The sequence below is a fragment of the Sphingomonas sp. genome (genome assembly GCF_019635515.1).
GTDB lineage: Bacteria > Pseudomonadota > Alphaproteobacteria > Sphingomonadales > Sphingomonadaceae > Sphingomonas.
On the sequence record NZ_JAHBZI010000002.1, the window covers coordinates 670,777 to 695,072 of the forward strand.

Here is a 24,296-nt window from a genome sequence, read left to right on the forward strand (position 1 = left end):
TCGGCGGTTCGGCGACGAGGCGGCAGACATGCGGCGCTCGGGCGGCAAGCCAGAGCGGGCGTCGAAGGAATGAACCAATGCGCGACTGCATGAAACGGCGGATGCTCTACGCGGCATCGCAGACCTATCAGCCCCGGATGGAAGTGGAGCAGCGCCGCGTCGGCTGGATCGAGCAGCCGGTGGTGATCGCCCGCGGCATCGATCTGGCGCTGGTCGGCCGCGTCAACGAAGGCGTGGTCGTCGCCTTTCGCGGATCGCTGCCGCCCTTCTTCGGCACCGGCAATGATGACTGGAACGTGGTGCTCGACTGGCTCAACGACTCGCTGTCGCTGTGCGTCGAGGATCCGTTATATGGCGGTGGGGTCCATCTCGGCTTTTCGGACTCGCTGCGGCGGCTGTGGGGCGACCTCGACGGCAAGCCCGGCGTGCACACCGCGGTGCAGGCGATGCTCGACCAGAATTTGCTCGACCGGCGCTCGCGGCGGCATTTGTTCGTGACCGGGCACAGCAAGGGCGGCGCGCTCGCCAACCTGTTCGCGGTGCGCGCGGCGCGGCAGACGCGGTGGGACGATCTGCAGATCAGCGTCGCGACGATCGCCGCCGCCAAGGCGGGCAATTCGCGGTTCGCCAAAGCCTATGCCGAGAGCCGGATCGCCTGCCTGCGCTACGAGCTCGACGGCGATCCGGTGCCGCACCTGCCGCCGGGGCCGCAGGCGCCGGGCTTCGTCCGCAGCCTTGCCCGGGCGCTGTTTCCCAAGCTCGCCACCGCCGATTATCAGCCGGTCGGCGAGCGCGTCACCACCGGTTCGGTGCGGCGCGAGCTCCAGGCACATCGTCCTTGGGCCGGGGCGCGCAAGACGCGGCGGCTGGCGGGGCTGCTGCGCCCGCGCGGCTTCAGCCTCTATGGGCTGCTGCCGGCGCCGGTGGCGGCACATGCGATCTGCCCGGGCAGCGGCTACGACCGGCTGATCTGCCATGGCGAAGCCGCGTGCGATCATGGCCGCGTCCGCGAGATCCGCGTGACCGGCGGGCTCAAGCTGCGCGCTTAGCCTATTTGGCGCCGGCCAGCGCCTTCAGGTGCGCATCGGATTCGATGAACTGGGCATAGGCGACGAACCAGTTGCCGGCGGTGTTCACGTCCTCAGGCGTGAGCTTCTCGGCGGCGAGGATCGCGCCGATGCGCTGGCCGAGCGCGGCATGGCGCGCCGCATCGAGCTTCGGTCCGCCCTCCAGCGTCAGCCCCATCTGATCGTCCTGGCTGAGCTTGCCGAACAGCGCCTCGAGCCGGGCGCCGTCATAGGGCTTGGGCAGCTGCGCCTCGAGCGTCACCATCGCCGCATAGGTGGCGTTGTGGACGATGTGCCAGTCGCGCGCCTCGTCGCTCCATTTCCATCTGGCGGCGCATGCGGCGGCAGGCGCTTGGGCGATCGCCTGCACCGCCTGCATTTCGCCGGTGATGAAGCGCTCGGCGAGATCGATGCGCTTGTCCGGCGCCAGCGCCTCGATGACGCAGCCGCGCTCGGCGGCGGCGGGATCCTGCGCGGTCTGGAGAAGCGCGGCGGCGAGCGTTAGCGTAAGCGGCATCGCGCGAACCTAGCCGAGGCGCGGGCGGCGCGGAAGGTGGGCGGGTTTCCCGGCGGCTGCGCGCGATTGACTCCCGCAGGCCCCGCCATCACCCATGCGCGGCAACGAAACGATCGGGAGGGCATATGTGCAAGTTCCTGGGACTGGCGGCGATCGCCGCGGGCACGCTCGCCCTTGCGCAGCCGGCGGCGGCGCAGGACTGCAAGGCGGGGCCATTCACGATCTATTTCGAGTTCGACAGGAATTCGATCACGCCGGCGGGCGCGGCGATCCTCGACCAGGCCGCCGCTGCGTACAAGGCGTGCGGCCGGGCCGAGATCACCATCGCCGGGCATACCGACCGCAGGGGCGACGAAAGCTATAATATCGGCGTGTCGCAGCGCATGGCCAGCAATGTCCGCGCCTATCTGGCGGGGCGCGGCGTGCCGGACGGGGCGATGACCACCGCAGCCTATGGCGAGAGCCGCCGCGCGGTGGAGACCACCGACGGCGTCAGCGAACCGCGCAACCGCCGCGTGGAGGTCAGCTTCGGGCCGGGAAGCGGCTGGTAAGCGCATCGCCGCCACCCGCTCCAGCCGCGAGCTGGGGATCGGCGGCATCCTTGCGCTGTTCCCACGGGGCGGCGAAGCGGCGCGGATCGAGCCGGGCGAGCAGCCATGTCAGCAATTTGTCGCTGGGCAGGCGCTTCTCGACCATCAGCTCGCCGCGATGCCAGACCTGTTCGGTGCGGCCATTGATCGCGCGATCGAAGGCGAGCGCGGAAAGCCGCCCGACGGCAAGCTGATCCGCCGTATCCCAGGCGGCGGCGAATTCGGGCGAGCGCATCCGCAGGCGATAGGCCGAGCGCGCCGAGAGGCGCGCATCGGCGGCGGCGAGATGGACCGAACCGGTTTCGGCGAGGCTGGCGAGGAACAGCCGCTGGCGCTCCGCGCTCCAGCCGGCGAGGCGCTTGCGGCTGCTGGTGAGGGGGACGCCGTCGAACGGCTCCGCGGCGATTGCCGGTTCGGCATCGTCGACAAGGGTGCCGGCGGCGGCGGCGGGCGGCAACAGGTCGGCTGGATAAGGGGATGGGCGATCGGCGGTGACGACCAGCGACAGGCTTGGCCCGCCCTCCTCGTCCGCGACCTCCGCGATCGCGTCCTGCCGGTCGCTCGCGGCGGTCCAGGCGTCGAGCTCCTCGTTCGTCATTTCCTTGGAGGAATAATAGGGCATGGGATCTGCTCCTGTCGGTGGAAGGAGCGGGGCCAGTTATAGGGGTTTCGCGGTGTAGGACAGCGGGAATTTGCGGGGCGATGTGCTTGAAGGGAGTGCGTCAACGATAGGTCTTGGACTTCATTGGGCGATCCTACATAAACCGGCCATGTTCGAGACTTTTACCTATGATCTTCCGACTGTCCTTCCTCCAGAGGCAAGAGACCATTGGGCCTTCATGGAATCGAATTCTGCAGCGGCAGTGATGCAGGCCGTGTGTCCGCAGGAATGGGCAGATATCGTCAGTGTTCTCTCAACCTATCGTCTTGATCCAGGCTCTTGGCTCAAAGCTGGTGGCAACCGGGGCGACATTGCCGAGCAGATCGATGAGCAATTCGCCCAACGAGGTTGGTGTGAGACGAGGCTGGATCTTGAGACCAAGGGCATTTTATATCTTAAAGGCGGCGAAAAACTTGGAGAGCTGCCACCGGTTTACCAAGAGGGTTACTTGGTAGATAACTTTAAGAACCGCATCGTTTTAGATGTCGAATGGAATGCAAAAGATGGTAATCTCGATAGAGATCTTGCGTCTTATCGATCGTGGTACGAAGCTGGCGTTATTTCCGCTGGCGTGATCATTACGAAAGATCGGCCAGCACTCCTTAAATTGGCACGAAAACTTTGGTCGGACTATCAGGCGACGCTCGATAAAGAAGCTCAAAACCCCAGGCTGCCGATCGACCTGACGACCTCTACAGTGACAGCGTTCGACAAAGCGAAATTGAGAGTTCGTAGAGGTGTGATGGGTTCATGCCCGGTATTAATCGTCGCCGCGACTGAGGCGACCTGGAACGGCCAACCTTATATCTAATCGGAAGTACGGCAGTCGCTTACTCTGCGGCGATATCTGCTGCGCTGTTATAGCCATAGGTATCCCAAGTTGGCCTATAGCTCTCGTCGGCTTGGTTGCCCCACACTGTCCAGCCTTTGCGCGCGCCCCGGCTAAACATTTCGAGGCGAGGCCCCCAACTACAATCTTCGATAAGTTTGTACTGTTCGTCGGGCTTGCGGCTGTGTTCGCGCTTACGAGTCTGGAGCATGTTGACCTGACTGCGACCGGGAGCAAGCGTGCGCGCGTTCTTGCCGCGAACGCCGAACAGCAAGAGTTCGGTGACGTTACGGAAATAGAAGCCTACTCCGCGCCCGTCTGATCCGCCGTCCTTGCGTATCTTATGCCAGACAATATTCGAAATGTAACGGAAGCCCCAAGCCTCCATCACCTTCATGCCTTCAGGTAAAAGGGCGTTTGGTACCCAGAGATATAAATGTGACGGATCGGCTGCGACCTCCGCGACGGGGAGCGCACAGATTTCATCAAGCGTCATCGTACCGTAGCGATTGAGTCGCTTGTGCTCGGGAGCCACTTTCCCAGTGCGGTTTTGAAACTGCCAAGGCGGATCGGCGAGGATGGTGCCGAATTTCTGATCTTGGCCGAGGCTCAGCAGATCGATGTTCGGCGACACATGTCCGATAGGATCCAGCATAACCGTTTCCTCGCAAAGCGCAGGTGAGAACAAAACAGGATCCTTATGTGGCGACTCAACAGCCGTCAAGTAACTAACTTGACGGCCGCTAGCGCCCTTCGACCTGATGGCAAGGCGGGCGTTGCGAGCGGTCAGTCTGGGCGCTCGCGGTAACCGCCTCACTCCGCCGCAATCCCCGCCTTTGCGAACATATCCGTGCCCTCGGCGACGTCCTCATTCGCCACCGGCCCGGCCTTGGCCTTTTGCCGCTTGTCGAACGAATCCCACACCTCGTTCCAGTTCCCCCGCGTCGCGCCCTTCGAATATTCGGTCGCGCGCTGTTCGAAGAAGTTGGCGTGCTCGACGCCGTTGAGCAGCGGGGCGAGCCAGGGCAGCGGGTGTTCGTCGATCATGTAGATCGGCTTGAAGCCGAGCTGGCCGAGGCGCCAATCGGCGATGTAGCGGATATACTTCTTGATCTCCTTCGGCGTCATGCCGGGGACCGGGCCCTGCTCGAAGGCGAGGTCGATGAACGCGTCCTCAAGGCGGACGGTGGTCTGGCAGACGTCCATGATGTCCTCGCGCACCGCCTTGGTCAGGCAGTCGCGCTCCTTCACGAAGGTGTGGAACAGCTTGATGATGCCTTCGCAGTGGAGGCTCTCGTCGCGGACCGACCACGAGACGATCTGGCCCATGCCCTTCATCTTGTTGAAGCGCGGGAAGTTCATCAGCATCGCGAAGCTGGCGAAGAGCTGGAGTCCCTCGGTGAAGCCGCCGAACATGGCGAGGGTGCGGGCGATATCCTCGTCGGTATCGACGGTGAAGCGCTGCAGATAGTCGTGCTTGTCCTTCATTTCGGCATATTCGAGGAACATGCCATATTCGCTCTCGGGCATGCCGATCGTGTCGAGCAGGTGGCTGTAGGCGGCGATGTGCACCGTCTCCATGTTGGAGAAGGCGGCGAGCATCATCTTGATCTCGGTCGGCTTGAAGACGCGGCCATATTTCTCGTGGTAGCAATCCTGCACCTCGACATCGGCCTGGGTGAAGAAGCGGAAGATCTGGGTGAGCAGATTGCGCTCCTGATCGGTGAGCTTCTGCGCCCAGTCGCGGCAATCCTCGCCGAGCGGCACTTCCTCCGGCATCCAGTGGATCTGCTGCTGGCGCTTCCAGAACTCATAGGCCCAGGGATATTCGAACGGCTTGTATTGCTTGCGGGCTTCGGTGAGGGACATTGGGGCTACTCCGAGACGAACTGGGTGAGGTTTAGGACGGCGATCGAGACGCCGAGAACGATGAGGAAGGCGCCGAATCCGCGAATGACGCGCGGATCGGTGACAGGGGCAGTGCCCTTGCCGAGATAGATTTGGGGACGCAGCATTATATGCGCGCCCCATGCGATGCAGGCGCAGATGCCGAGCAACGCGAGTGCGGCGCCGGTGCTCATGCCGCGCTCGCCATCGTCGCGACCGCCGCGAAGCCGCCGAGAAACAGGCCCAGCGCGAACAGCATCATGCCGGCGATGCGCAGCGCATAGGTGGTCGCCTCCGCGTCGGGCAGGCGCAGGGCGCGGCGGGTCAACGACGGGCGGACCAATGTGGTCAGGCCGGCAATCCCGGCGGCGGTGGCGACACCGGCCATCAAGGCGAGGCTGCGGGTCACCGGGCGAGCCAGTGCAGCAGCGGCACACCGACCGAAACCGCGATCAGCAGCAGGATATTGTGGCGAAGCGCCCGGATGAAGTGGCGGGCGATTTCCGGCGGCGACGACGGTGTGTCGGTGTAGAGCGCGTCGAGCCGTGACACTTCCGCCTGATATTGCGGGGAGTCGATGCCGAAAGCGGTGGCGGCGCGCCGGGCGAGGCGGTGGCGGCGCTGCTGGAGCAGCCGCGGCGCGACGGCGCGGTCGAGCAGCACCCACGCCGCCAGCAAGCCGGCCCAGACGGCGGCGGAGGCGAGCGCGCTGGCCAGGATCAAGGCGAAGCGGTCGCTCATTCGTGATCGATGGTCCGGCCGCGCGGCTCGCGCACCACGCGCTCGCGATAGATCACCTTGCGCCCGCGATTGGCGCCGACGCCGAACACGCAGATGCCGAGAAAATAGCCGAAATCATACCAGCCGCCATTATTGGGCACGGCATAGACCGCGATATCCGGCACGATCAGCGACAAGCCCCAGGCGACCGGGAAGATGAAGCCGTGCCACAGCCCGAACAGGAAGCCGGGCGCGCCGGGCTGGACGGCCTCTGGGCTCTGGGTGGCGCAGGCGGCGAGCACGAGCAGCGCGGCGACAGCGAGAAGGGCGCGGGCGCGGCTCATGCAGCGATTCCGGTGGCTGCGCGTTGAGCGGCCGGACCCCAGACAGGAGATTTGAGATGGCCGATACCAGCAACATCCGCGAGCATATGGAAGTCATCGGCGCCGACGGCGTCCATGTCGGCACCGTCGACAAGATCGAGGGCGACCGCATCAAGCTCACCAAGAAGGACAGCGGCGCCGATATCGAAGGTGCGGAGGGCCGCCATGCCGGGCACCACCACTACATCTCGACCGGCCTGATCGCTGGTGTCGAGGGCGACAAGGTGCGGCTCAGCGCCAACGCCGATGTCGCGGTGACTTTCGAGGAGGAAGCCTGAGCACGCCATTTCCCGACCGGATGCGGTTTCCGCGTCCGGTCCGAGGCGATCGGGATGGCATGCGTGCATCATTCCGCCGCCGGCTTTACAGGTACGAGACGACGGGATTCGGTGACGGGTAGACCGGCCTCGGTGGGTACGTAAATCAACGATGCCCGGCTCGATTCAAGCGCCTGAATCTGCAGGTAGCGCAAATAGCCTTCGGGGCCGCCGAGGCTGTTCTGCAATATCGCGTTGGCCTGCGCGGCGCCCTTCGCGCGAATAACCTCGGCCTCCGCCAGCTGGATCGCGCTTTCCTTCTTGGCGCGCGCCTCCAATATCGCCACCTGTCTCGACGACTGGGCTTCGGCGAGCGCCGCTTCGCCCGCCAACCGCTGCGAATAGACACGGTATTGCGGATAGCCGAACAGCGCGATGACCAAGGCAACCGCGCCAACGACGATCGCTATCAGCGTGCATCCCGTCCTTTGATCCATGCTTCCATCCTCGCCGCCCAGCGGCGGCTTCGACCGCTGCTCCTTCAGCCACACCGTCATGCCTGGTGGCTTCATTACCCAAGCCGCCCGCTATGACGCATCCCCGGATTGCTCAGCCGAGCCACCACCTCACTGGCATGCCAGACATTCGTCGTAATCGCGCGATTCCACCTCGAACCTGGGCGCGTCGATGGTGTTGTCGGCTTCGACCCCGCCCGCGAAGCCGGCGCGCTGCACCGATTTGCTCCGGAGATAATAGAGCGACTTGATGCCCAGTTCCCAGGCGCGGAAGTGGAGCATCAGCAGGTCCCACTTCTCGACATCGGCGGGGATGAACAGGTTCAGCGACTGGGCCTGATCGATATAGGGCGTGCGATCGCCGGCCAGCTCGAGGATCCAGCGCTGGTCGATCTCGAAGCTGGTCTTGAAGCAGTCCTTTTCCTCCTGGCTGAGGAAATCGAGATGCTGGACCGAGCCGCCCTGCTCGAGGATCGAGTTCCAGACATTGTCCGAATCCTTCGACTTCTCCTGCAGCAGCTTCTGGAGATACGGGTTCTTGACCGACCACGAGCCGCTCAGCGTCTTGTGGGTGTAGATGTTGGCGGGGATCGGCTCGATACAGGCCGAGGCGCCACCGCAGATGATGCTGATCGACGCGGTCGGCGCGATCGCCATCTTGCAGCTGAAGCGCTCCATCACGCCCATCTCGGCGGCGTCGGGGCAGGGGCCGCGCTCGATCGCGAGCTGCATCGAGGCTTCGTCGACCTGGGCGCGGATGTGACGGAACATGCGCAGATTGGCGCTCTTGGCCATCGCCCCTTCGAACGGCAGCCCGCGCGCCTGGAGATAGGAGTGGAAGCCCATCACGCCGAGGCCGACGCTGCGCTCGCGCATCGCCGAATAGGCGGCCTTCTCCATGCCGGGCTCGGCGCGGTCGATATAATCCTGGAGGACATTGTCGAGGAAGCGCATCACGTCCTCGATAAAGCCCTTCTCGTCCTTCCACTGGTCCCAGGTCTCGAAGTTGAGCGACGACAGGCAGCAGACCGCGGTGCGCTCGTTGCCGAGATGGTCCTTGCCGGTCGGCAGGGTGATTTCCGAGCAGAGGTTCGAGGTCGAAACCTTGAGGCCCAGATCGCGGTGATGCTTGGGCATGTTGTCGTTCACGTGATCGGCGAAGACGATGTACGGCTCGCCGGTGGCGAGGCGGGTCTCGACCAGCTTCTGGAACAGGGCGCGGGCATCGACCTTGCCGCGCTCCGAACCGTCCTTGGGCGAGCGCAGCGTCCATTCGGCGCCGTCGCGCACCGCGTGCATGAAGGCGTCGGGGATCAGCACGCCATGGTGCAGATTGAGCGCCTTGCGGTTGAAGTCGCCCGAGGGTTTGCGGATTTCGAGGAACTCCTCGATCTCGGGGTGCGAGATGTCGAGATAGCAGGCGGCCGAACCGCGGCGCAGCGAACCCTGCGAGATCGCGAGCGTCAGGCTGTCCATCACCCGGACGAAGGGGATGATGCCGCTGGTCTTGCCGTTGAGGCCGACCGGCTCGCCGATGCCGCGGACATTGCCCCAATAGGTGCCGATGCCGCCGCCGCGCGAGGCGAGCCAGACATTCTCGTTCCAGGTGTCGACGATGCCATTCAGGCTGTCGGGCACCGAATTGAGGAAGCATGAGATCGGCAGGCCGCGCCCGGTGCCGCCATTCGAGAGAACCGGCGTGGCGGGCATGAACCACAGCTTGGAGATATAATCGTAGAGGCGCTGGGCGTGCGCCTGATCGTCGGCATAGGCCGAGGCGACGCGGACGAAGAGGTCCTGATAGGTTTCGCCCGGAAGCAGATAGCGATCGTTCAGCGTATCCTTGCCGAAATCGGTGAGCAGCGCATCGCGCGAATGATCGACCTCGACCGCGAACAGCTGGACATCGACGGTCTTCGAATCCTTCTTCGCCTTGGCCGGCTTCGCCGCCTGGGCGGCGTCTTCGGGAGCCTTCGCGGCCTGATTCAGCTCCGCCTTGGCGGCGGCTGGCGCTTCGGTGACGCTTTCACTCACGCTTTCGGTGTCCCTGAATTCCATCTCGTACAAGCCCCTACTGCCCTTCACGCGCCTCCATCACGGGGAAGCTCCGGCCGACTCGGGGGCGGGCGCCAAATCTAGCATCGGCGCGATGATCAAACGAGAACAAAAGATGTCCACGCTTACGAAGCCAGGCACAGCATGACCCGTTCCGCATATAGCTATGCGGCGCTGGTTATACCAGTGCTTGAGCTTGCCCCTCAGTGCAACCACTACAGATTGTGCCAAAGCGGGTCCGGGCACAAGATGGTAAATGGTTAATGACGGACTCAACTCGTCGCTAAAATGACTCGTCTCATGGTGCCCGAAATCGTGCTGCGATGCCGCGACGCGTGGACCTTCCTAGGGTTCTTGAAAGGCAAGAGGGGAAATGCGGAACCGAAAATATTTTCCGTCGATGTGAATCCTGTGGACACAATTTGTGGGGTTCGGCTGCGGCGCCGAACATCGCGGCGGATGCGACCATTGTGGGTATCGAGTACGGGCCCTAGCCTCGCTCCGAACGGATGGAGGCGGGGATGCGGCGATTGATCTTGGCGGTGGCGCTGATGGCGGGCACGCCGGTGGCGGCACAGGATGCGCGGCAAGTTAAGGGCGACGCGATCTGGGTGTTCGAGAAGTCGATCGATCAACTGCGCGCCAGGCTCGATGCCGGTGATATGACCAGCGAGCGGCTGGTGCGCGGCTATCTTTACCGGATCGACGAGATCGACCCCAGGCTGCACGCGGTGATCGCGGTCAGCCCCGATGCGATCGCGGCCGCGCGGGCGAGCGACGCGCGGCGCAAGGCGGGCAAGCCGCTCGGGCCGCTCGACGGCGTGCCGGTGCTGATCAAGGACAATATCGAGACGCGCGAATTGCCGACCACGGCGGGGAGCCTCGCGCTCAAGGACAATATGACCAGGCGGGACGCGCCGGTGGTGGCGCTGCTGCGCGCGCAGGGTGCGGTGATCCTCGGCAAGACCAATCTGAGCGAATGGGCCAATATCCGCTCGAACAATTCGATGAGCGGGTGGAGCGCGGTCGGCGGGCTGGTGCGCAACGCCTATGTCCATGATCGGAGCGCGTGCGGATCGTCGAGCGGATCGGGCGCCGCGGTGGCGCAGGGCCTTGCCGCGGTCGCGCTCGGGACCGAGACCGATGGTTCGGTGGTGTGCCCGTCCGCGATGAACGGGCTGGTGGGATTGAAGCCGACGCTCGGGCTGGTCAGCCGCACGCATGTCGTGCCGATCAGCCATAGCCAGGATACGCCGGGGCCGATGGCACGCACGGTAAAGGATACCGCGTTGCTATTTTCCGCGATGATCAGCAGCGACCCCGCCGATGCCGCGACCAAGGACGCGGACAAATATCGCCGTGACTATGCCGCGGGGCTTTCCGCCGACGCGCTCAGGGGCATGCGGGTCGGCTATTGGAAGCCGGAGATGGCGGCGGACCTCGCCAGGCGATTCGACCAGGCGCTCGATGAACTGCGCGCGGCGGGAGCGGTGCTGGTCGAAGTGAAGATGCCCAAGCTGGACGGGATCGGCGAGGCCGAGAGCCTGGTGCTCTATACCGAGCTCAAGGCCGATCTCGCGACCTATCTGGCGACCACCCCGGCGACGGTGAAGGTGCGCACGCTGGCCGATGTGATCGCGTTCAACCTCGCCAATGCCGAGGCCGAGATGCCGTTTTTCGGGCAGGAGACGTTCCTGAAGGCCGAGCAGACCAAGGGGCTCGACGATCCCGAATATAAAGCGGCGCGCGCCAAATCCCTGCGGCAGGCGCGCGCCGAGGGGATCGACGCGATGCTCAAGGCGGGGAATGTCCAGCTGCTGGTCTCGCCGACCTATGGCACGCCGTGGCTCAACGATCCCGCGCATGGCGACCAGTTCCAGGGGCCTTCGGCGAGCGAGCTGCCCGCGATCTCGGGCTATCCGCATCTGACCGTGCCGATGGGGCTGGTGAGCGGGCTGCCCGCCGGGCTCTCCTTTATCGGACCGGCATATTCGGACGGGCTGCTGCTGAGCGCCGGCTATGCCTATGAGCAGGCGACGCATGCCCGGCGGATGCCGCTGGGGCTGGAGACGCTGCAGGTCGATCTGGGGCCGCGCTCGATCAAGTGAAGCGGCGAGCGAGGCGCGCCTGCCAGAGGACGACCAGCGGCACCACGCCGAGCTCGATGCCGAGGCCGATCTTGTGGCCGAGCGTAGGCGCCCCCACGATCCCCCAGGAAAGCGCGCGCATCAGCCCGCCGGTGATGACCAGGATGCTCAGCAGGCGGAGCCTTGCGCCGTTGCGCTCGATACCGGGAATGCAGCTGGCATAGCAGCAGAGCATGGCGAGGAAGATGCCGTTCAAATACCGGAAATGGCTGTCGAGATCGCGGGTCGGCACGCTCTCATGATCGAGGAATCCGGGTCCTGATACGGCCCCCGAAAATGCCGCGAACAAAGGCAAAGCCAGCATGATCGACATCACCGCCTGAAGCAGCTGCTTCTCACGGTGGTGGCTCACTTCTCGTCGAGCTCGAGCAATTCCTCGCGGATGTGGATCGCGCCCAGCGAGATGCGCACCTCGATCAGGAAATAGATCAGCCCGGCCATCAGCAGCAGCATCGACAGGATGAAGGTCGCCGCGACCCACAGCCCGACATGGAGATTGGCGAGGCGCGAGACGAACATCAGCGCGACGACGACGCAGATCACCAATGCGCTCATCGTGCACAGGAAGATCGCGTTGTTGATCACCGAGATGCGCCGGTCGATGATTCGCAGCTCCCAGACGTGGCGGTCATGCTCGGGACCGGTCGAGCGCGGATGGAGCTGTTCGATCTGGCGGGCGCGATCGACGATGCGCGACAGCCGCCCGACCATGACGTTGAGGAAGGCGCCGATGCCCGCGAGCAGGAAAACCGGCGCGATCGCCGCCTGGATCGTCTCGGAGACGGTGGAGAGATAGGGGCTGGGGAACATGGCCCTAGCGGATATAGCCGGTGTCGCGCAGGAACCAGCGCAAAGCGGATTCGAAATCGGGGAAGACGATCTCCTGGCCGTCGGGACATTCGCCATCGACCGGCGCGACCTTGCACGATCGCGGCAGGAAAAATTCCTGCGGCGGGGCGGCCATCGCCACCGCCTCCTTGATCGCCGCATCGAACCGGCCGAGCCGGGCGGAGGCGGCGACATAGGTGGCGCAGGCGCCGTTGCGGTCGTCATTCTCCTTGTCGGCGCAGATCTTGCGCGTTTCCTCGGCGGTCTCCTCGAACAGGCCGGTGAAGCCGTCGCGCCCCGAAACATCGACTATCTTGCCGCCGGTCACATTGAAGATCTGGGGCGGCGCATAGCTGCCGGCATAGGATGAGAAGGCATAGTTGAAGCGATCGTCCTTGAAGACGAAATCGACGATATCGTCGCCGTCCTGATCCTCCGGAAAGGCGCGGATGCCTTCGCCGTCGAGCAGCGGGAACTTGACCAGCTGGAGCTGGCCTCCGAAGGGCACCGCCGCCCAGAGCTGGGCGCAGCAATGCGCGCCGCCCGTATAGGTCTGGAACAGGACCGAAGGCGCGGGATCGCCGCTGGCGAGCTTGCCGATCGCGACTTGGCGATCGAAGACGATGTTGGCGAAATCCTCCTCGCTGAGCGTGAACGGCGCATAGCCGGGCATGCGGATCGCGGCGCTGACCGTGACGAGGCCGGCATCGTCGGCCTGCGGCTTGGCGGTGAGCGTCACCTGGACATCGTCGTCGCTGATGCGGTGGGTGAGCTTGTCCGCCGCGAAGCCGATATTGGCGAAGGTCTGCGCGAATGCCGGCGCGGCGAGCGACAGAGAGGCCGCGAGGCCGATGGCGAATGTTCGGATCAAGTCGGTTCTCCCTTGCCGCCCACGCTCGCGTGTCCGCCCCGGTCTGGCAAGCCGATTCGGGCCTCCACCGCTTGGTAACGCCTTTTCGTTACACTGGCGGCCATGTCGAAACCGATGCCGCTCGATCAGTTCACGCGCCTGCCGCCGGCGCACGCCGTCGATTGTGTCGATGGATTGGCCGGGGCGATCGACGCCGTCGCCGGCCGCGCGGCGCCGACCCACCGCTTCCTGCGCTATGGCTGGTTCGCCGCCGCGTTGAAGGCCTATGGCGGCTCGGCGCGGACGCTGATGGTGTCGCGCGAGGGCGAGCCGGTGGCCGCCTTGCCGCTGGTGCCGAAGGGGCCGGACTGGCTGGGGCTGGCCGAAGTGCCGGGCTGCTATTGGCCGTTCCGCAGCTTTCCGGTGCGCGAGGATGCCGGGGCGGAGGCGGTGGAGGCGCTGCTGCCGCGGCTCGGCCGTGAGGTTCGCGCGCTGCGGGTCGGGCCGGTCTATGACGGCGATCCCGGGCTGGAGATTTTGAAAGAGGCCGCGCGGGCCAAAGGCTGGGCGGTGCTCGACCGGTTCGTGGCGGATTCCTATCTGCTCGATATGAAGGCGGCGCAAAGCGAGGAAGGCGGCTGGCCGCGCAACTCGACGCTGCGCAAGAACCGGTTTCACGAGAAGCATCTCGGCGGGCATGGCGCGCTCGACTGGGATTTCGTGACCGGCGAAGCCTGGAGCGAGGCCGCGTTCGACGCGCTGGCGGCGGTCGAGGAGAAAAGCTGGATCGCGGCGCGGACCGATGGCTCGGACGCCAAGTTCACCCAGACCGGCCACGGCGCCTTCTGGCGCGCGGCGGCGGCCGACCCGGTCATCGCGGATATGATGTGGGCGGCGGTGCTGCGCGTCGAGGGCGCGCCGGCGGCGTTTTCGTTCGATATCAATGCGGGCGCGTTGAAATACGCGATCGCCAACAGCTACGATCCGGCTTTCGCCAAGCATTCGCCGGGGAAATTGCTCTATTACCGCAACCTCGTCCGCGCGCTCGAGGACTGCATCACCCAGGTCGATTGGGGCGCGGGGGACAGCGGCTACAAGGGCGTGATCGGAGCCGCCAAGGGCCCGGCGATCCGCGACTGGCTGTTCGTGCGGCCGGGCCTCTCGGCGGCGGCGGCGAAGCTGTTTGGGGGCGTGTGGCGCAAGAGCGGGCAGTGACGCTCAGATCTTGTAGAAATTGACCTTCATGCGGCGCCCGGTGTTGCCGATCGCCATGGAGCCGCCCCAACTGCTGCTGTTGGTCCGATCGAGCTTGAACTCGTCGGGATAATAGCCCGGGGTGCCCGTCGTGACCGTGCAGCTTATGCTGAGTGCGGTTCCGGTCTGCTGGCCGGTGCACTTCTGCCGTGCCGAAAAGGGTTGGATCACCTCCCCGGGCTTCCAGTGCGGCTCGACCGCGACGATGCTGATCGTATAGGCGCCGCCGCCGATATGCTTGGCGCTGGCGACGCCGTGGACGTAATAATAGCCGCCCCCGTTGCGGGCCATGACCTCTCCGCCGAGGGTCCAGGTTCCGGCGAAGTCGCCAGGGCCGGAGGCCGGCGCCGGCGTGGTCTGAGCCAAGGCCGTTTCCGCCGCCAGAACCAACGTCAGTGCAACCGCTAAATCAGCCACGCGCATCATCTGTCTCCCAGGCTACAGGTTAACCCAAGCGCAGTGCCGCAGCAAATTGCGGGCGTTTGGCGCAAGCGCCGACAATAGGATAGACTAGCCGCTTCTCTGAGGGAGGCCGTATCATGGACCGCCGCAACCTGATCGCCGCATTCACCGGAACCGCGGCCTTGGCGGCATGCCGGGCAAGCGCGCTGGCGCCCGATGTGCGCGCCGACCTCTATGATTGCGAAGGGTGCGAGGGCGCGCGCGAGCGGCCGGCGGCTGCGATGGCGGCGACGGCGCGGATCGATCGCCCCGGCGAACCGGGCGAGCGGCTCGACGTGACCGGGCGCGTGCTCGGGCTGGACGGCAAGCCGGGGCGTGGCGTGGTCCTCTATGCCTATCATACCAATGCCGAGGGGCTGTATGCGGGCGGGACGCCGGAGACCGAATGGAGTCGCCGCCACGGACGGCTGCGCGGCTGGGTCAAGACCGGGCCGGACGGCGTCTATCGTTTCGAGACGATCAAGCCCGCGCCCTACCCCGATCGTTCGCTGCCCGCGCATATTCACCTGACCGTGCTCGAGCCGGGCCGGCGGGCCTATTGGATCGACGATATCGTGTTCGACGACGATCCCCTGGTCGATGCGAAATACCGCGCCGCGCGGGAGAATCGCGGCGGCACCGGCATCGTTCGCCTGGGACGGACGGCAGCGGGGCGGCTGCTGGCAACCCGCCACATCCTGCTCGAACCGCACCCGGCCTAGATAAACGGCCCCCTGGCACGGCGGCGGGCGCCGCTGGGCGGGACACCCGCGAGCGCGCGGAAGTCGCGGGCCATATGCGCCTGATCGGCATAGCCCTGCGCGGCGGCGGCATCGGCGGGCGAATCTTTGCCATGGATCGCGCCGATCGCGTCGCGGAAGCGCAGCAGCCGCAGATAGGAGCGCGGGGGCAGCCCGATATGCGCGGCGAACCAGCGCTGGAGCTGGCGGTGCGACAGGCCCGCGGCTTCGCGATCCGGGCGACGCTGGTGCCGCTGAGGATGGCGCGGGCGATGGGCGGTGGCGGCTTGCTCGCCAGCGCGGCTTCGAGATTGGCGGCGATATCCCCCCTGGTGAGCGCGGCGAATTCGGGTGGCGCTTCGATCCAGTCGGCGGCATTGGCCGACAAGGTCCAGATCGCGGCGATCAGCCCGTCCAGAGCGGGCGGCACGGGATGCTCGGCATAATCCACATGCGCGGGATTGGCATGTCGCGTCGGTTCAAGCCAGCTTCATGCGAAGGCGGATATCCCAGCTCAAATCAGGGGAGGAACGACATGACCACGACCCGCATCGCCTTCGCATTCGCCTGCTTCGTGTTCGCGGCGCCCGCTTCGGCGCAGGATGCCGGGCTGGGCTGGCTGGCCGGCAATTGGTGTACCGAGAGGCAGGAAGGCACCGGCGTTCAGCAGACGTGCGAGGAATGGAAGCCGATGGCCGATGGCGTGATGCAGGGCCGGACCGTCTATTGGCACGAGCGCTTCTTCAACGCCGAGCGGATGCGGATCACCGTCGAACCGGCGCGGCTGGTCTATCATGCCGAACCCGCCAAGCAGGCGCCGGCGGATTTCTATGCGGTGAAGGTGGAGGGGCAGTCGGTGCGCTTCGAGAATCGCGCGCACGATTATCCGCAAGTGGTGCGCTACTGGCGGGAGGGCGATGTGCTGATGGCGGAGATTTCGCTGGCGGATGGCAGCAAGCCGAACCGCTGGACGTATCGGCGCAAGGCGAAATGAGCGTTTTCCGTCATCCCGGCTTTCGCCGGGATGACGGTATCCGGATTACTCGGCGCGCTCGGCCAGCACGGTCAGGCCGCGCTCGTTGACCTCGGCGAAGCCGCCTTCGACACGGATCGTCTCGGGGGTCTCGTTCATCGAGGTCCGGTAGATCTCGATATTGCCGTCGCGGACGGTGCTCATCAGCGGGGCATGGCCCTGGAGTACGCCGAAATCGCCTTCGCTGCCGGGGACGACGACCATGTGGACGTCTTCCGAGCGGACCAGCTTCTCCGGGGTGACGAGTTCGAAGTGCAGAGCCATCTTATTGATCCATCACGAAAATTTGCGCCATGACCATCGGCGTCGGCGCGACATCGGCCTCGACGAGCTGGACATAGATGAACTGGCCTTCGACCGGCGCCTTGTAGGTCTCGACCTTGGCGCCGTTCTTGGGGCCGGTATTGGCGGGATCGGGCTTCAGATCGAAGCCCGCAAACGCCATGTTCTTGTGCAGCATGTCCCAAGCCGCGGCGCGGTTCGGGCCCATTACCATAACCTGGCAAATCTGGCCCTCGATCCCGCCGAACCCGAGCTCGCCATCGCCGCGCTTGGCGCCGACGACCTTGATCTCCCCGCGGGCATGCTGCCGCGTATCGATCGTCTCGGTGAAGCCGAAGTCCTTGAGAACCGGATTGCCGGTGATCGCGAACTGCCCGGCCAGATAGAGCGGGCAATAGCCGAACGCCAGATCGGCGGCGACCTCGGCGATCGGCTTGTCCGCGTTCTGCGCCGACACGGCTGGCGAGGCCAGCAGCGCGGCGGCGGCGAGAACGAGACGGCCGATCATGAGGCTCAGGCTTCCTCGGCCAGCTTGGCGGCCTTGGCGATGGCGCCGTCGATGCCGCCGACCATGTAGAAGGCCGCTTCCGGCAGGTGATCATATTCGCCGTTCACCACCGCCTTGAACGACTTGATGGTGTCTTCGATCTGGACGAACTCGCCCGAGATGCCGGTGAAGACCTCGGCGACGTGGAACGGCTGACTGAGGAAACGCTGGATCTTGCGCGCGCGCGAGACGGTCAGCTTATCCTCTTCCGAAAGCTCGTCCATGCCGAGGATGGCGATGATGTCCTGCAGCGACTTGTACTTCTGCAGCGTCGCCTGAACGGCGCGGGCAGTGTCGTAATGCTCCTGGCCGACGACGCGCGGTTCGAGCACGCGCGAGGTCGAATCGAGCGGATCGACGGCCGGATAGATGCCCAGCTCCGAGATGGCGCGGTTGAGCACGGTCGTCGCGTCCAGGTGGGCGAACGACGTGGCCGGCGCCGGATCGGTAAGATCGTCGGCGGGAACGTAGACGGCCTGCACCGAGGTGATCGAACCCTTGTTGGTCGAGGTGATGCGCTCCTGCAGCGCGCCCATGTCAGTGCTGAGCGTCGGCTGATAGCCCACGGCCGAAGGAATACGGCCGAGCAGCGCCGACACCTCGGCGCCCGCCTGGGTGAAGCGGAAGATGTTGTCGACGAAGAACAGCACGTCCTGACCTTCGACGTCGCGGAAATATTCGGCGATGGTCAGGCCCGACAGCGCGACGCGGGCGCGGGCCCCCGGCGGCTCGTTCATCTGGCCGTATACGAGCGCGACCTTCGAGCCCTCGGAGATGGCGTTGCCGTCCTTGTCCTTGGCGATAACACCGGCGTCGAGGAACTCGTGATAGAGATCGTTGCCCTCACGGGTACGCTCGCCGACGCCCGCGAACACCGAGGTGCCGCCATGGCCCTTGGCGATGTTGTTGATCAGCTCCTGGATAAGCACGGTCTTGCCGACGCCGGCGCCGCCGAACAGGCCGATCTTGCCGCCCTTGGCGTAGGGCGCGAGCAGATCGATGACCTTGATGCCGGTGACGAGGATCGAGCTCTCGGTCGACTGATCGACGAACAGCGGGGCCTCGGCGTGGATCGGGGCGCTGGTCTCGGCGCCTACGGGTCCGCGCTCGTCGATCGGCTCGCCGACGACGTTGAGGATGCGGCCGAGCGTCTTGGGGCCGACGGGGACGCGGATCTGCGAGCCGGTGTCGGTGACGCTCTGGCCGCGGGTCAGGCCCTCGGTCGAATCCATCGCGATGGTGCGGACGGTGTTCTCGCCGAGATGCTGGGCGACCTCGAGGACGAGGCGGTTGCCGTTATTGTCGGTCTCGAGCGCCGAGAGAATGGCGGGCAGGACGCCGCCATCGAACGACACGTCGACGACCGCGCCGATGACCTGGCTGATGCGGCCGACATTGTTGGTCGTGGCCGGGGCGGCCGAGGTCGGCGCCTTGGTGGCGGCGGGCGCCTTGGGCGCGCGCTTGGCGGCGGGCTTCTTGGTCGTCGGGGCTGCGGATGCCATCGGTTCTTCCTCGCTTCGGATTACTTGAGCGCTTCGGCGCCGGAGATGATTTCAACCAGCTCGGTCGTGATCGCGGCCTGGCGCTGGCGGTTGTAGACGGTGTTGAGTCGCTTGATCAGATCGCCCGCGTTGCGCGTGGCGTTGTCCATCGCGGTCATCTTGCTGCCCTGCTCCGACGCGGCGTTCTCGCGCATCGCGCGGTAGAGCTGCACGGCGACGTTGCTGGGGAGCAGGTCGGCGAGAATCGATTCCTCGTCGGGCTCATAGGTGATCGCCGCACCCGAGGACGTGACGTCACCAGTGGCGCCGGCCACGGGTGGCGCGACGGGGATGATCTGCTGCGCGGTCGGCTCCTGCGTCAGGACCGACTTGAAGTGCGAATAGAACAAGGTCGCGACATCGAACTCGCCAGCATCGAAGCGGGCGATGATATCGTCGGCGTAGCCGCGGGCATCGGCGAAGGTCAGCTTGCCGAGATCGTTGGGCTCGATGCCGTGGATCATGTTGGCGCGGAATTCGCGGTTGAGCACGGCCCGGCCCTTGCGGCCGATCGTGTAGATCTTGACCGTCTTGCCGGTGGCGGCGAGGTCGCGGGCATGCTTGCGGGCGAGGCGGGCGATATTGGTGTTGAACGCGCCGGCCAGACCCTTGTCACTGGTCGCGACGACGAGCAGGTGGACCTGATCCTTGCCGGTGCCGGCGAGCAGCTTGGGGCTGCTCTCGCTGACGGTCACCTTGCTGGCGAGCGACGCCACGACGCTTTCGAGGCGCTGGGCATAGGGACGGCCAGCCTCCGCCGCTTCCTGCGCACGGCGCAGCTTGGCGGCGGCGACCATCTTCATCGCCTTGGTGATCTTCTGGGTCGACTTGACCGAGTTGATCCGGACCTTGAGTGCCTTGAGAGAGGCCATCTTCTTCCTTCTCGTGCTCCTGCGAAAGCAGGAGCCCAGGGTTATCCAGCGAGCCGCCTGCGGCTCTGGGCCCCTGCTTTCGCAGGGGCACTGAAATTACGCGAACGTCTTGGCGAACGCTTCGAGCGCGTCCTTGAGCTCGGCGCGGGTGTCGTCCTTGAGGTCCTTGCTCTCGCGGATCGCGCTGAGGATGCCGGCGTGGTTGGCGCGCATATCGGCGAGCATCGCCGCTTCGTAACGCACCACATCCTGCACCGCGACCGCGTCGAGGAAGCCCTGCGTGCCGGCGAAGATCGACACCGTCTGCTCCTCGAAGGGCAGCGGGCTGAACTGCGGCTGCTTGAGCAGCTCGGTCAGGCGGGCGCCGCGGTTGAGCAGGCGCTGGGTCGAGGCGTCGAGATCCGAACCGAACTGCGCGAACGCCGCCATCTCGCGATACTGGGCGAGGTCGAGCTTGATCGAGCCCGAGACCTTCTTCATCGCCTTGGTCTGCGCGGCCGAGCCGACGCGGCTGACCGACAGGCCGACGTTGATCGCCGGACGGATGCCGGCGTTGAACAGGTCGGTCTCGAGGAAGATCTGGCCGTCGGTGATCGAGATCACGTTGGTCGGGATATAGGCCGACACGTCGCCCGCCTGCGTCTCGATGATCGGCAGCGCGGTCAGCGAGCCGCCACCCATCGCGTCCGACATCTTGGCGGCGCGCTCGAGCAGGCGGCTGTGGAGATAGAAGACGTCGCCGGGATAGGCTTCGCGGCCCGGCGGACGGCGCAGCAGCAGCGACATCTGGCGATAGGCGACCGCCTGCTTCGAAAGATCGTCGAACACGATCAGCGCGTGCATGCCGTTGTCACGGAAATATTCGCCCATCGCGGTGCCGGTATAGGGCGCGAGGAACTGCAGCGGCGCTGGCTCCGACGCGGTCGCGGCGACGACGATCGAATATTCCATCGCGCCATTCTCTTCGAGCGTGCGCACCAGCTGGGCGACGGTCGAGCGCTTCTGGCCGACGGCGACATAGACGCAGTAGAGCTTCTTCGACTCGTCCTTGCCGGCGTTGACGCCCTTCTGGTTGATGAAGGTGTCGATGGCGACGGCCGACTTGCCGGTCTGGCGATCGCCGATGATCAGCTCGCGCTGGCCGCGGCCGACGGGGACGAGCGCGTCGATGGCCTTGAGGCCCGACTGCATCGGCTCCGAGACCGACTGGCGCGGGATGATGCCCGGCGCCTTGACCTCGACGCGGCTGCGCTGGTCGGTGACGATCGGGCCCTTGCCGTCGATCGGGTTGCCGAGACCGTCGACAACGCGGCCGAGCAGGCCCTTGCCGACGGGAACGTCGACGATGGTGCCGGTGCGCTTGACGGTGTCGCCTTCCTTGATCTCGGCGTCCGAGCCGAAGATCACGACGCCGACATTGTCGGCCTCGAGGTTGAGCGCCATGCCCTGGATGCCGTTGGCGAACTCGACCATCTCGCCGGCCTGGACATTGTCCAGCCCGTGGATGCGCGCGATGCCGTCACCGACGCTGAGCACCTGGCCGGTCTCCGAGACCTGGGCCTCGGTGCCGAAATTGGCGATCTGGTCCTTGATGACCTTCGAGATTTCTGCGGCGCGGATGTCCATTTTCAGCCTTTCATCGCATTCGCGAGGGAGTTCAGTCGGGTTTTGATCGACGAATCGATCATCTGGCTGCCGATCTTCACGACCAGCCCGCCAAGGAGCGAGGGATCGACCGAGAGGTCGACCGAAACGTCACGGCCGATGCGGGTGCGCAGCTGTGCTTTCAGCGCGTCGACCTGATCGGTGGTGAGGGGGTGCGCCGAAATGACCTGCGCGCTGGTCTCGCCGCGATGCGCGGCGGCCAGCTGGCCGAACGCGCGGATGATCGCGGGAAGCTGGCTCAGCCGACGATTGTCGGCGAGGACGCCGAGGAACTTGGCGGTGGTCGCGTCGAGCTTGAGGCTGGCGGCGACGGCGGCAACCGCCCTGGCGGCGGCGCCGCGCGCGACGAGCGGGCTCGCCGTCAGCGCCTTGAAATCCGCCGATTCGTCGAGCGCCTGGCGGACCGCGCCAAGGCTGGCCTCCACCTGGGGCAGCGATTTCGAATCGCGTGCCAGCTCGAACAGAGCGGTAGCGTAGCGTCCGCTTAGGCTGGCCTGAATACCGCCGGAATTCTCCACGCGATCGAGTTCCTCTTGGAGGGGTCTGAAATGTCGTCCCATACGAAAAAGGGGCACGCCCGAGAGGCAGCCCCGATGGGTCGCGGCGCGGTTAGCATTGCGGATGCTGCGATGCAACCCGACTCCTTGGGGAACCGGGCGCCGCCCAGGAAACACGCGGCTGGACATTGCGGCGGCGTAATGTTTGTGTGCGTGCCGAAACCAGACGGGGGGCGATCCGATGGCAAATCGAAAGATGTGGGCGGTGGCGGCGTTGGCCATCGCGGTGGCGGCGGGCGTGGCCCAGGCCGAGGTGCTGCGGGTGACGGGCGAATTCCCGGCGCGATTCCGCGAGGCGAGCCTGCTCCATTCGCTGTCGATCGACCGTTTCGACGGGCAGGATGGCATCGCCCTGGCCAATGCCATCGAACGGCGGATGGGCAGCACCCATTTCGAGCTGATGGGCGGGCGCGCCGGGCGCCACAATGCCGATGCGTCGCTTTCCGGCGCGGTGACGACGGGCGTCGAGGAGAATCCCTTCAAGAAGAAGGAGAAGCGCTGCGTCGAGAAGGACAAGGACGACAAGTGCCTCAAGGAGGCCGAGGTCGATGTGCGGTGCCGCAGCCGCATCATCAACCTGCGCGCCGATCTGCGGATGGTGCGCAACGAGGATGGCCGCGTGGTCTATTCGGAGAGCAAGCCGTTTCGCGAGGAGACCAGCTGGTGCGAGGGGCAGAATCCGTTCCGCAGCGTCGAGGACAGCGTCATCGCGGGGATCCAGCAGATCGCCAACGACGTGCGCTACGATATCGCGCCGAGCGTCCAGACCTATGACATCCGCGTGCGCGAGAGCACCAAGGGGCTGTCGAAGGACGCGGCCAAGCGCTTCAAGGATCTGGTCAAGCTGACCAAGCGCGATCCGCGCGGCGCGTGCGCGGGCTGGGAAGCGATGCTGGCCGAGGGGCCGCATCCCTCGATATTGTTCAATGTCGGGCTCTGCGCCGAGCAGCGCGGCGATTACGACGGCGCGGTGGCGCTGTACCGCCAGTCGTCGCAATATGGCGCGAGCGAGGGCGGCGAGGGGGCGAGCCGGGCGTCGCGGCTGATCGCCGGCCGCGAGGATGCGACGGCCCGCGCGCGGCGGAATTGAGGGGTCCGACATGATTGCGATGACCTTGGCGCTGGCCGCCATGCCCGCGCAGCAATGCCCGAAGATCGAGATCCACGCCTCGCATTTCGGCGGCACCTCGGGATACATGATCCTGGAAGTGTCGGCGGTGCCCGATCCGCAAAATGTCGAGATGATCCTGTGGGAGGTTTCGGCGGGCAGGGTCACCAAACAGGAGGGGCTGGGAGCGACGATCGAGGCGCCCAAGGGCACTCGGATCACGGCCAAAGTCGAGCTGGCCGGGATGACGCCCGAAAGTTGCGACCCGACCGCCTCAACCACGTTCGAGATGCCATAGGCCAGTTGCCGGGAGAGACGCGATGTTCGGAATCATGCTTTTGTTCGCCACGCCGGCGATCGCGCCGGCGCAGGACCAGTGCCCGCATGTCGTGGTCAGTTCGGGTGCGCAGCCGGGCGGCAGGATCACCTATACCGGCATGGTCGATGGCGGCGATCCCGATGCCTCGGCGACCTTCAACTGGACGATCTCGGCCGGCACCATCGTGTCGGGCCAGGGCACGCCGGCGATCGAGGTGGAGGCCGAGCCTAATGAATTCGTGACCGCGACGCTGGATGTCGGCGGCTATGACCGGTCCTGCGCGACCTCGCAGAGCGCGACCGAGGAAGCGCAGCCCGCCGACACATCGGATTGTCCGTTGCTGATGCTGGTGACCGATTCGCCGGCGCGCGGAAAGGGTATCTTCGGCGCGCAATTGTTTCCCGAATTCTCCGGCGCAAAATGGAGGTGGAGCATTTCCGAAGGGAAGATCGTGCGGGGGCAGGGCACCGGCCGGATCGATATCGAAGCCGCGCCGGGCAGGACCGTGACCGGCACCATCACGGTGGAAGGCGCACCCGCGCAGTGCAAGCTTGCGGAGACGCAGGCGCTGCGGATCAAATAGCCGCCCCGCGCCGGGCAACCAGACGAAAAGGCCGGAGCTTTCGCCCCG

General features: G+C 65.6%; 32 protein-coding genes. 11 read left to right on the forward strand and 21 right to left on the reverse strand.

The features are described from left to right. Window positions 1–77 precede the first annotated feature (77 nt). The gene (locus tag KF730_RS15575; protein WP_294098867.1) at window positions 78–1,049 is read left to right on the forward strand and encodes a hypothetical protein; all 972 of its coding nucleotides are present in this window, start codon (window positions 78–80) and stop codon (window positions 1,047–1,049) included. Between the two features lies 1 nt (window position 1,050). Here the strand turns inward: KF730_RS15575 and KF730_RS15580 are convergent, their stop codons facing one another. Continuing rightward, the gene (locus KF730_RS15580) at window positions 1,051–1,584 is read right to left on the reverse strand and encodes a hypothetical protein (protein WP_294098869.1); all 534 of its coding nucleotides are present in this window, start codon (window positions 1,582–1,584) and stop codon (window positions 1,051–1,053) included. A gap of 125 nt (window positions 1,585–1,709) precedes the next feature. Here KF730_RS15580 and KF730_RS15585 point away from each other — a divergent pair, with 125 nt between their 5' ends. After that, window positions 1,710–2,135 (forward strand): OmpA family protein, encoded by a 426-nt coding sequence (locus tag KF730_RS15585; RefSeq protein ID WP_294098871.1) that lies wholly within the window; start codon window positions 1,710–1,712, stop codon window positions 2,133–2,135. Here KF730_RS15585 and KF730_RS15590 read toward each other — a convergent pair. Continuing rightward, the gene (locus KF730_RS15590; protein WP_294098873.1) at window positions 2,107–2,796 is read right to left on the reverse strand and encodes a hypothetical protein; all 690 of its coding nucleotides are present in this window, start codon (window positions 2,794–2,796) and stop codon (window positions 2,107–2,109) included. The genes KF730_RS15585 and KF730_RS15590 overlap by 29 nt on opposite strands. Before the next feature lie 148 nt (window positions 2,797–2,944). On the opposite strand from KF730_RS15590, the gene KF730_RS15595 reads away from it, so the two are divergent. Beyond that, window positions 2,945–3,646 (forward strand): BglII/BstYI family type II restriction endonuclease, encoded by a 702-nt coding sequence (locus KF730_RS15595; RefSeq protein ID WP_294098875.1) that lies wholly within the window; start codon window positions 2,945–2,947, stop codon window positions 3,644–3,646. A gap of 19 nt (window positions 3,647–3,665) precedes the next feature. On the opposite strand, the gene KF730_RS15600 is transcribed toward KF730_RS15595, so the two are convergent. From KF730_RS15600 to KF730_RS15625, 6 genes are all read right to left on the reverse strand, one after another. Beyond that, window positions 3,666–4,319: an MT-A70 family methyltransferase gene (locus KF730_RS15600; protein WP_294098877.1), complete on the reverse strand. Its 654-nt coding sequence runs from the start codon at window positions 4,317–4,319 to the stop codon at window positions 3,666–3,668. Window positions 4,320–4,477: 158 nt separating this feature from the next. Continuing rightward, window positions 4,478–5,533, reverse strand: coding sequence for a ribonucleotide-diphosphate reductase subunit beta (locus KF730_RS15605; protein WP_294098879.1), 1,056 nt, complete (start codon window positions 5,531–5,533; stop codon window positions 4,478–4,480). A 5-nt stretch (window positions 5,534–5,538) separates the two neighbouring features. Further along, window positions 5,539–5,745, reverse strand: coding sequence for a hypothetical protein (locus KF730_RS15610; protein ID WP_294098881.1), 207 nt, complete (start codon window positions 5,743–5,745; stop codon window positions 5,539–5,541). Further along, on the reverse strand, window positions 5,742–5,960 hold the full coding sequence (locus KF730_RS15615; protein ID WP_294098883.1) for a hypothetical protein: 219 nt from the start codon (window positions 5,958–5,960) through the stop codon (window positions 5,742–5,744). The genes KF730_RS15610 and KF730_RS15615 overlap by 4 nt, the downstream gene beginning before the upstream one ends. Continuing rightward, on the reverse strand, window positions 5,957–6,292 hold the full coding sequence (locus KF730_RS15620; RefSeq protein WP_294098885.1) for a hypothetical protein: 336 nt from the start codon (window positions 6,290–6,292) through the stop codon (window positions 5,957–5,959). The genes KF730_RS15615 and KF730_RS15620 overlap by 4 nt, the downstream gene beginning before the upstream one ends. Continuing rightward, window positions 6,289–6,615 carry a hypothetical protein gene (locus KF730_RS15625; RefSeq protein WP_294098887.1) on the reverse strand — a complete coding sequence of 109 codons (327 nt, stop codon included), beginning with the start codon at window positions 6,613–6,615 and terminating at the stop codon, window positions 6,289–6,291. Before KF730_RS15625 ends, KF730_RS15620 begins: the two co-directional genes overlap by 4 nt. Before the next feature lie 56 nt (window positions 6,616–6,671). Here KF730_RS15625 and KF730_RS15630 point away from each other — a divergent pair, with 56 nt between their 5' ends. Next, on the forward strand, window positions 6,672–6,932 hold the full coding sequence (locus KF730_RS15630; protein ID WP_294098888.1) for a DUF2171 domain-containing protein: 261 nt from the start codon (window positions 6,672–6,674) through the stop codon (window positions 6,930–6,932). Window positions 6,933–7,000: 68 nt separating this feature from the next. On the opposite strand, the gene KF730_RS15635 is transcribed toward KF730_RS15630, so the two are convergent. Both KF730_RS15635 and KF730_RS15640 read right to left on the reverse strand, forming a co-directional pair. Beyond that, entirely contained in the window at window positions 7,001–7,468 is a 468-nt protein-coding gene (locus KF730_RS15635; protein WP_294098889.1) for a membrane protease subunit, read from the reverse strand. Window positions 7,469–7,537: 69 nt separating this feature from the next. Next, entirely contained in the window at window positions 7,538–9,484 is a 1,947-nt protein-coding gene (locus KF730_RS15640) for a ribonucleoside-diphosphate reductase subunit alpha (protein ID WP_294098891.1), read from the reverse strand. A gap of 518 nt (window positions 9,485–10,002) precedes the next feature. On the opposite strand from KF730_RS15640, the gene KF730_RS15645 reads away from it, so the two are divergent. Continuing rightward, window positions 10,003–11,589: an amidase gene (locus tag KF730_RS15645; protein WP_294098893.1), complete on the forward strand. Its 1,587-nt coding sequence runs from the start codon at window positions 10,003–10,005 to the stop codon at window positions 11,587–11,589. On the opposite strand, the gene KF730_RS15650 is transcribed toward KF730_RS15645, so the two are convergent. Genes KF730_RS15650 through KF730_RS15660 form a run of 3 tightly spaced genes read right to left on the reverse strand, consistent with a single transcriptional unit; the run spans window position 11,582 to window position 13,327 of the window. Beyond that, the gene (locus KF730_RS15650) at window positions 11,582–11,980 is read right to left on the reverse strand and encodes a DUF4345 domain-containing protein (RefSeq protein ID WP_294098895.1); all 399 of its coding nucleotides are present in this window, start codon (window positions 11,978–11,980) and stop codon (window positions 11,582–11,584) included. The genes KF730_RS15645 and KF730_RS15650 overlap by 8 nt on opposite strands. Further along, window positions 11,977–12,438, reverse strand: a complete 462-nt coding sequence (locus KF730_RS15655) for a DUF2721 domain-containing protein (RefSeq protein WP_294098897.1) — start codon at window positions 12,436–12,438, stop codon at window positions 11,977–11,979. Before KF730_RS15655 ends, KF730_RS15650 begins: the two co-directional genes overlap by 4 nt. Before the next feature lie 4 nt (window positions 12,439–12,442). After that, on the reverse strand, window positions 12,443–13,327 hold the full coding sequence (locus tag KF730_RS15660; protein ID WP_294098900.1) for a hypothetical protein: 885 nt from the start codon (window positions 13,325–13,327) through the stop codon (window positions 12,443–12,445). A gap of 102 nt (window positions 13,328–13,429) precedes the next feature. Between KF730_RS15660 and KF730_RS15665 the strand changes: the two genes are divergently transcribed. Continuing rightward, the gene (locus KF730_RS15665; protein WP_294098902.1) at window positions 13,430–14,521 is read left to right on the forward strand and encodes a GNAT family N-acetyltransferase; all 1,092 of its coding nucleotides are present in this window, start codon (window positions 13,430–13,432) and stop codon (window positions 14,519–14,521) included. A gap of 3 nt (window positions 14,522–14,524) precedes the next feature. Here the strand turns inward: KF730_RS15665 and KF730_RS15670 are convergent, their stop codons facing one another. Further along, entirely contained in the window at window positions 14,525–14,926 is a 402-nt protein-coding gene (locus KF730_RS15670) for a hypothetical protein (protein WP_294098903.1), read from the reverse strand. Window positions 14,927–15,099: 173 nt separating this feature from the next. On the opposite strand from KF730_RS15670, the gene KF730_RS15675 reads away from it, so the two are divergent. After that, window positions 15,100–15,723, forward strand: a complete 624-nt coding sequence (locus KF730_RS15675) for a hypothetical protein (protein ID WP_294098904.1) — start codon at window positions 15,100–15,102, stop codon at window positions 15,721–15,723. On the opposite strand, the gene KF730_RS17805 is transcribed toward KF730_RS15675, so the two are convergent. Further along, complete coding sequence (locus tag KF730_RS17805) at window positions 15,720–16,136, reverse strand: helix-turn-helix domain-containing protein (protein WP_365973946.1); 417 nt, start codon at window positions 16,134–16,136, stop codon at window positions 15,720–15,722. The genes KF730_RS15675 and KF730_RS17805 overlap by 4 nt on opposite strands. A gap of 140 nt (window positions 16,137–16,276) precedes the next feature. Here KF730_RS17805 and KF730_RS15685 point away from each other — a divergent pair, with 140 nt between their 5' ends. Continuing rightward, window positions 16,277–16,735 (forward strand): DUF6265 family protein, encoded by a 459-nt coding sequence (locus tag KF730_RS15685; RefSeq protein ID WP_294098908.1) that lies wholly within the window; start codon window positions 16,277–16,279, stop codon window positions 16,733–16,735. A gap of 45 nt (window positions 16,736–16,780) precedes the next feature. Here the strand turns inward: KF730_RS15685 and KF730_RS15690 are convergent, their stop codons facing one another. From KF730_RS15690 to KF730_RS15715, 6 genes are all read right to left on the reverse strand, one after another. Next, window positions 16,781–17,038 (reverse strand): ATP synthase F1 subunit epsilon, encoded by a 258-nt coding sequence (locus KF730_RS15690; protein WP_294098910.1) that lies wholly within the window; start codon window positions 17,036–17,038, stop codon window positions 16,781–16,783. A 1-nt stretch (window position 17,039) separates the two neighbouring features. Beyond that, window positions 17,040–17,564 (reverse strand): hypothetical protein, encoded by a 525-nt coding sequence (locus tag KF730_RS15695; protein WP_294098915.1) that lies wholly within the window; start codon window positions 17,562–17,564, stop codon window positions 17,040–17,042. 5 nt (window positions 17,565–17,569) lie between these two features. Then, window positions 17,570–19,105: a F0F1 ATP synthase subunit beta gene (gene atpD / locus KF730_RS15700; protein WP_294098916.1), complete on the reverse strand. Its 1,536-nt coding sequence runs from the start codon at window positions 19,103–19,105 to the stop codon at window positions 17,570–17,572. A 20-nt stretch (window positions 19,106–19,125) separates the two neighbouring features. After that, window positions 19,126–20,016, reverse strand: coding sequence for a F0F1 ATP synthase subunit gamma (locus KF730_RS15705; RefSeq protein WP_294098920.1), 891 nt, complete (start codon window positions 20,014–20,016; stop codon window positions 19,126–19,128). 96 nt (window positions 20,017–20,112) lie between these two features. Continuing rightward, window positions 20,113–21,642, reverse strand: coding sequence for a F0F1 ATP synthase subunit alpha (atpA, locus tag KF730_RS15710; RefSeq protein WP_294098923.1), 1,530 nt, complete (start codon window positions 21,640–21,642; stop codon window positions 20,113–20,115). Between the two features lie 2 nt (window positions 21,643–21,644). Next, entirely contained in the window at window positions 21,645–22,199 is a 555-nt protein-coding gene (locus tag KF730_RS15715; RefSeq protein ID WP_294098925.1) for a F0F1 ATP synthase subunit delta, read from the reverse strand. A 220-nt stretch (window positions 22,200–22,419) separates the two neighbouring features. Between KF730_RS15715 and KF730_RS15720 the strand changes: the two genes are divergently transcribed. From KF730_RS15720 to KF730_RS15730, 3 genes are read left to right on the forward strand one after another with little or no spacing between them, the layout of a single operon-like run. After that, window positions 22,420–23,328, forward strand: coding sequence for a hypothetical protein (locus tag KF730_RS15720; protein WP_294098927.1), 909 nt, complete (start codon window positions 22,420–22,422; stop codon window positions 23,326–23,328). 10 nt (window positions 23,329–23,338) lie between these two features. Next, window positions 23,339–23,644, forward strand: coding sequence for a hypothetical protein (locus tag KF730_RS15725; RefSeq protein WP_294098931.1), 306 nt, complete (start codon window positions 23,339–23,341; stop codon window positions 23,642–23,644). Between the two features lie 22 nt (window positions 23,645–23,666). Beyond that, on the forward strand, window positions 23,667–24,248 hold the full coding sequence (locus KF730_RS15730) for a hypothetical protein (protein ID WP_294098933.1): 582 nt from the start codon (window positions 23,667–23,669) through the stop codon (window positions 24,246–24,248). Window positions 24,249–24,296 lie beyond the last annotated feature (48 nt).

Coding starts and splice junctions, on each gene's coding strand:
- KF730_RS15640 (WP_294098891.1), bottom strand. CDS start 9,484: ATGGAATTCAGGGACACCGAAAGCGTGAGTGAAAGCGTCACCGAAGCG.
- KF730_RS15630 (WP_294098888.1), top strand. CDS start 6,672: ATGGCCGATACCAGCAACATCCGCGAGCATATGGAAGTCATCGGCGCC.
- KF730_RS15665 (WP_294098902.1), top strand. CDS start 13,430: ATGTCGAAACCGATGCCGCTCGATCAGTTCACGCGCCTGCCGCCGGCG.
- KF730_RS15620 (WP_294098885.1), bottom strand. CDS start 6,292: ATGAGCGACCGCTTCGCCTTGATCCTGGCCAGCGCGCTCGCCTCCGCC.
- KF730_RS15685 (WP_294098908.1), top strand. CDS start 16,277: ATGACCACGACCCGCATCGCCTTCGCATTCGCCTGCTTCGTGTTCGCG.
- KF730_RS15575 (WP_294098867.1), top strand. CDS start 78: ATGCGCGACTGCATGAAACGGCGGATGCTCTACGCGGCATCGCAGACC.
- KF730_RS15725 (WP_294098931.1), top strand. CDS start 23,339: ATGATTGCGATGACCTTGGCGCTGGCCGCCATGCCCGCGCAGCAATGC.
- KF730_RS15720 (WP_294098927.1), top strand. CDS start 22,420: ATGGCAAATCGAAAGATGTGGGCGGTGGCGGCGTTGGCCATCGCGGTG.
- KF730_RS15705 (WP_294098920.1), bottom strand. CDS start 20,016: ATGGCCTCTCTCAAGGCACTCAAGGTCCGGATCAACTCGGTCAAGTCG.
- atpA (WP_294098923.1), bottom strand. CDS start 21,642: ATGGACATCCGCGCCGCAGAAATCTCGAAGGTCATCAAGGACCAGATC.
- KF730_RS15645 (WP_294098893.1), top strand. CDS start 10,003: ATGCGGCGATTGATCTTGGCGGTGGCGCTGATGGCGGGCACGCCGGTG.
- KF730_RS15585 (WP_294098871.1), top strand. CDS start 1,710: ATGTGCAAGTTCCTGGGACTGGCGGCGATCGCCGCGGGCACGCTCGCC.
- KF730_RS15610 (WP_294098881.1), bottom strand. CDS start 5,745: ATGAGCACCGGCGCCGCACTCGCGTTGCTCGGCATCTGCGCCTGCATC.
- KF730_RS15625 (WP_294098887.1), bottom strand. CDS start 6,615: ATGAGCCGCGCCCGCGCCCTTCTCGCTGTCGCCGCGCTGCTCGTGCTC.
- KF730_RS15600 (WP_294098877.1), bottom strand. CDS start 4,319: ATGCTGGATCCTATCGGACATGTGTCGCCGAACATCGATCTGCTGAGC.
- KF730_RS15605 (WP_294098879.1), bottom strand. CDS start 5,533: ATGTCCCTCACCGAAGCCCGCAAGCAATACAAGCCGTTCGAATATCCC.
- KF730_RS15730 (WP_294098933.1), top strand. CDS start 23,667: ATGTTCGGAATCATGCTTTTGTTCGCCACGCCGGCGATCGCGCCGGCG.
- KF730_RS15675 (WP_294098904.1), top strand. CDS start 15,100: ATGGACCGCCGCAACCTGATCGCCGCATTCACCGGAACCGCGGCCTTG.
- KF730_RS15690 (WP_294098910.1), bottom strand. CDS start 17,038: ATGGCTCTGCACTTCGAACTCGTCACCCCGGAGAAGCTGGTCCGCTCG.
- KF730_RS15695 (WP_294098915.1), bottom strand. CDS start 17,564: ATGATCGGCCGTCTCGTTCTCGCCGCCGCCGCGCTGCTGGCCTCGCCA.
- atpD (WP_294098916.1), bottom strand. CDS start 19,105: ATGGCATCCGCAGCCCCGACGACCAAGAAGCCCGCCGCCAAGCGCGCG.
- KF730_RS15580 (WP_294098869.1), bottom strand. CDS start 1,584: ATGCCGCTTACGCTAACGCTCGCCGCCGCGCTTCTCCAGACCGCGCAG.
- KF730_RS15655 (WP_294098897.1), bottom strand. CDS start 12,438: ATGTTCCCCAGCCCCTATCTCTCCACCGTCTCCGAGACGATCCAGGCG.
- KF730_RS15635 (WP_294098889.1), bottom strand. CDS start 7,468: ATGACGGTGTGGCTGAAGGAGCAGCGGTCGAAGCCGCCGCTGGGCGGC.
- KF730_RS15595 (WP_294098875.1), top strand. CDS start 2,945: ATGTTCGAGACTTTTACCTATGATCTTCCGACTGTCCTTCCTCCAGAG.
- KF730_RS15590 (WP_294098873.1), bottom strand. CDS start 2,796: ATGCCCTATTATTCCTCCAAGGAAATGACGAACGAGGAGCTCGACGCC.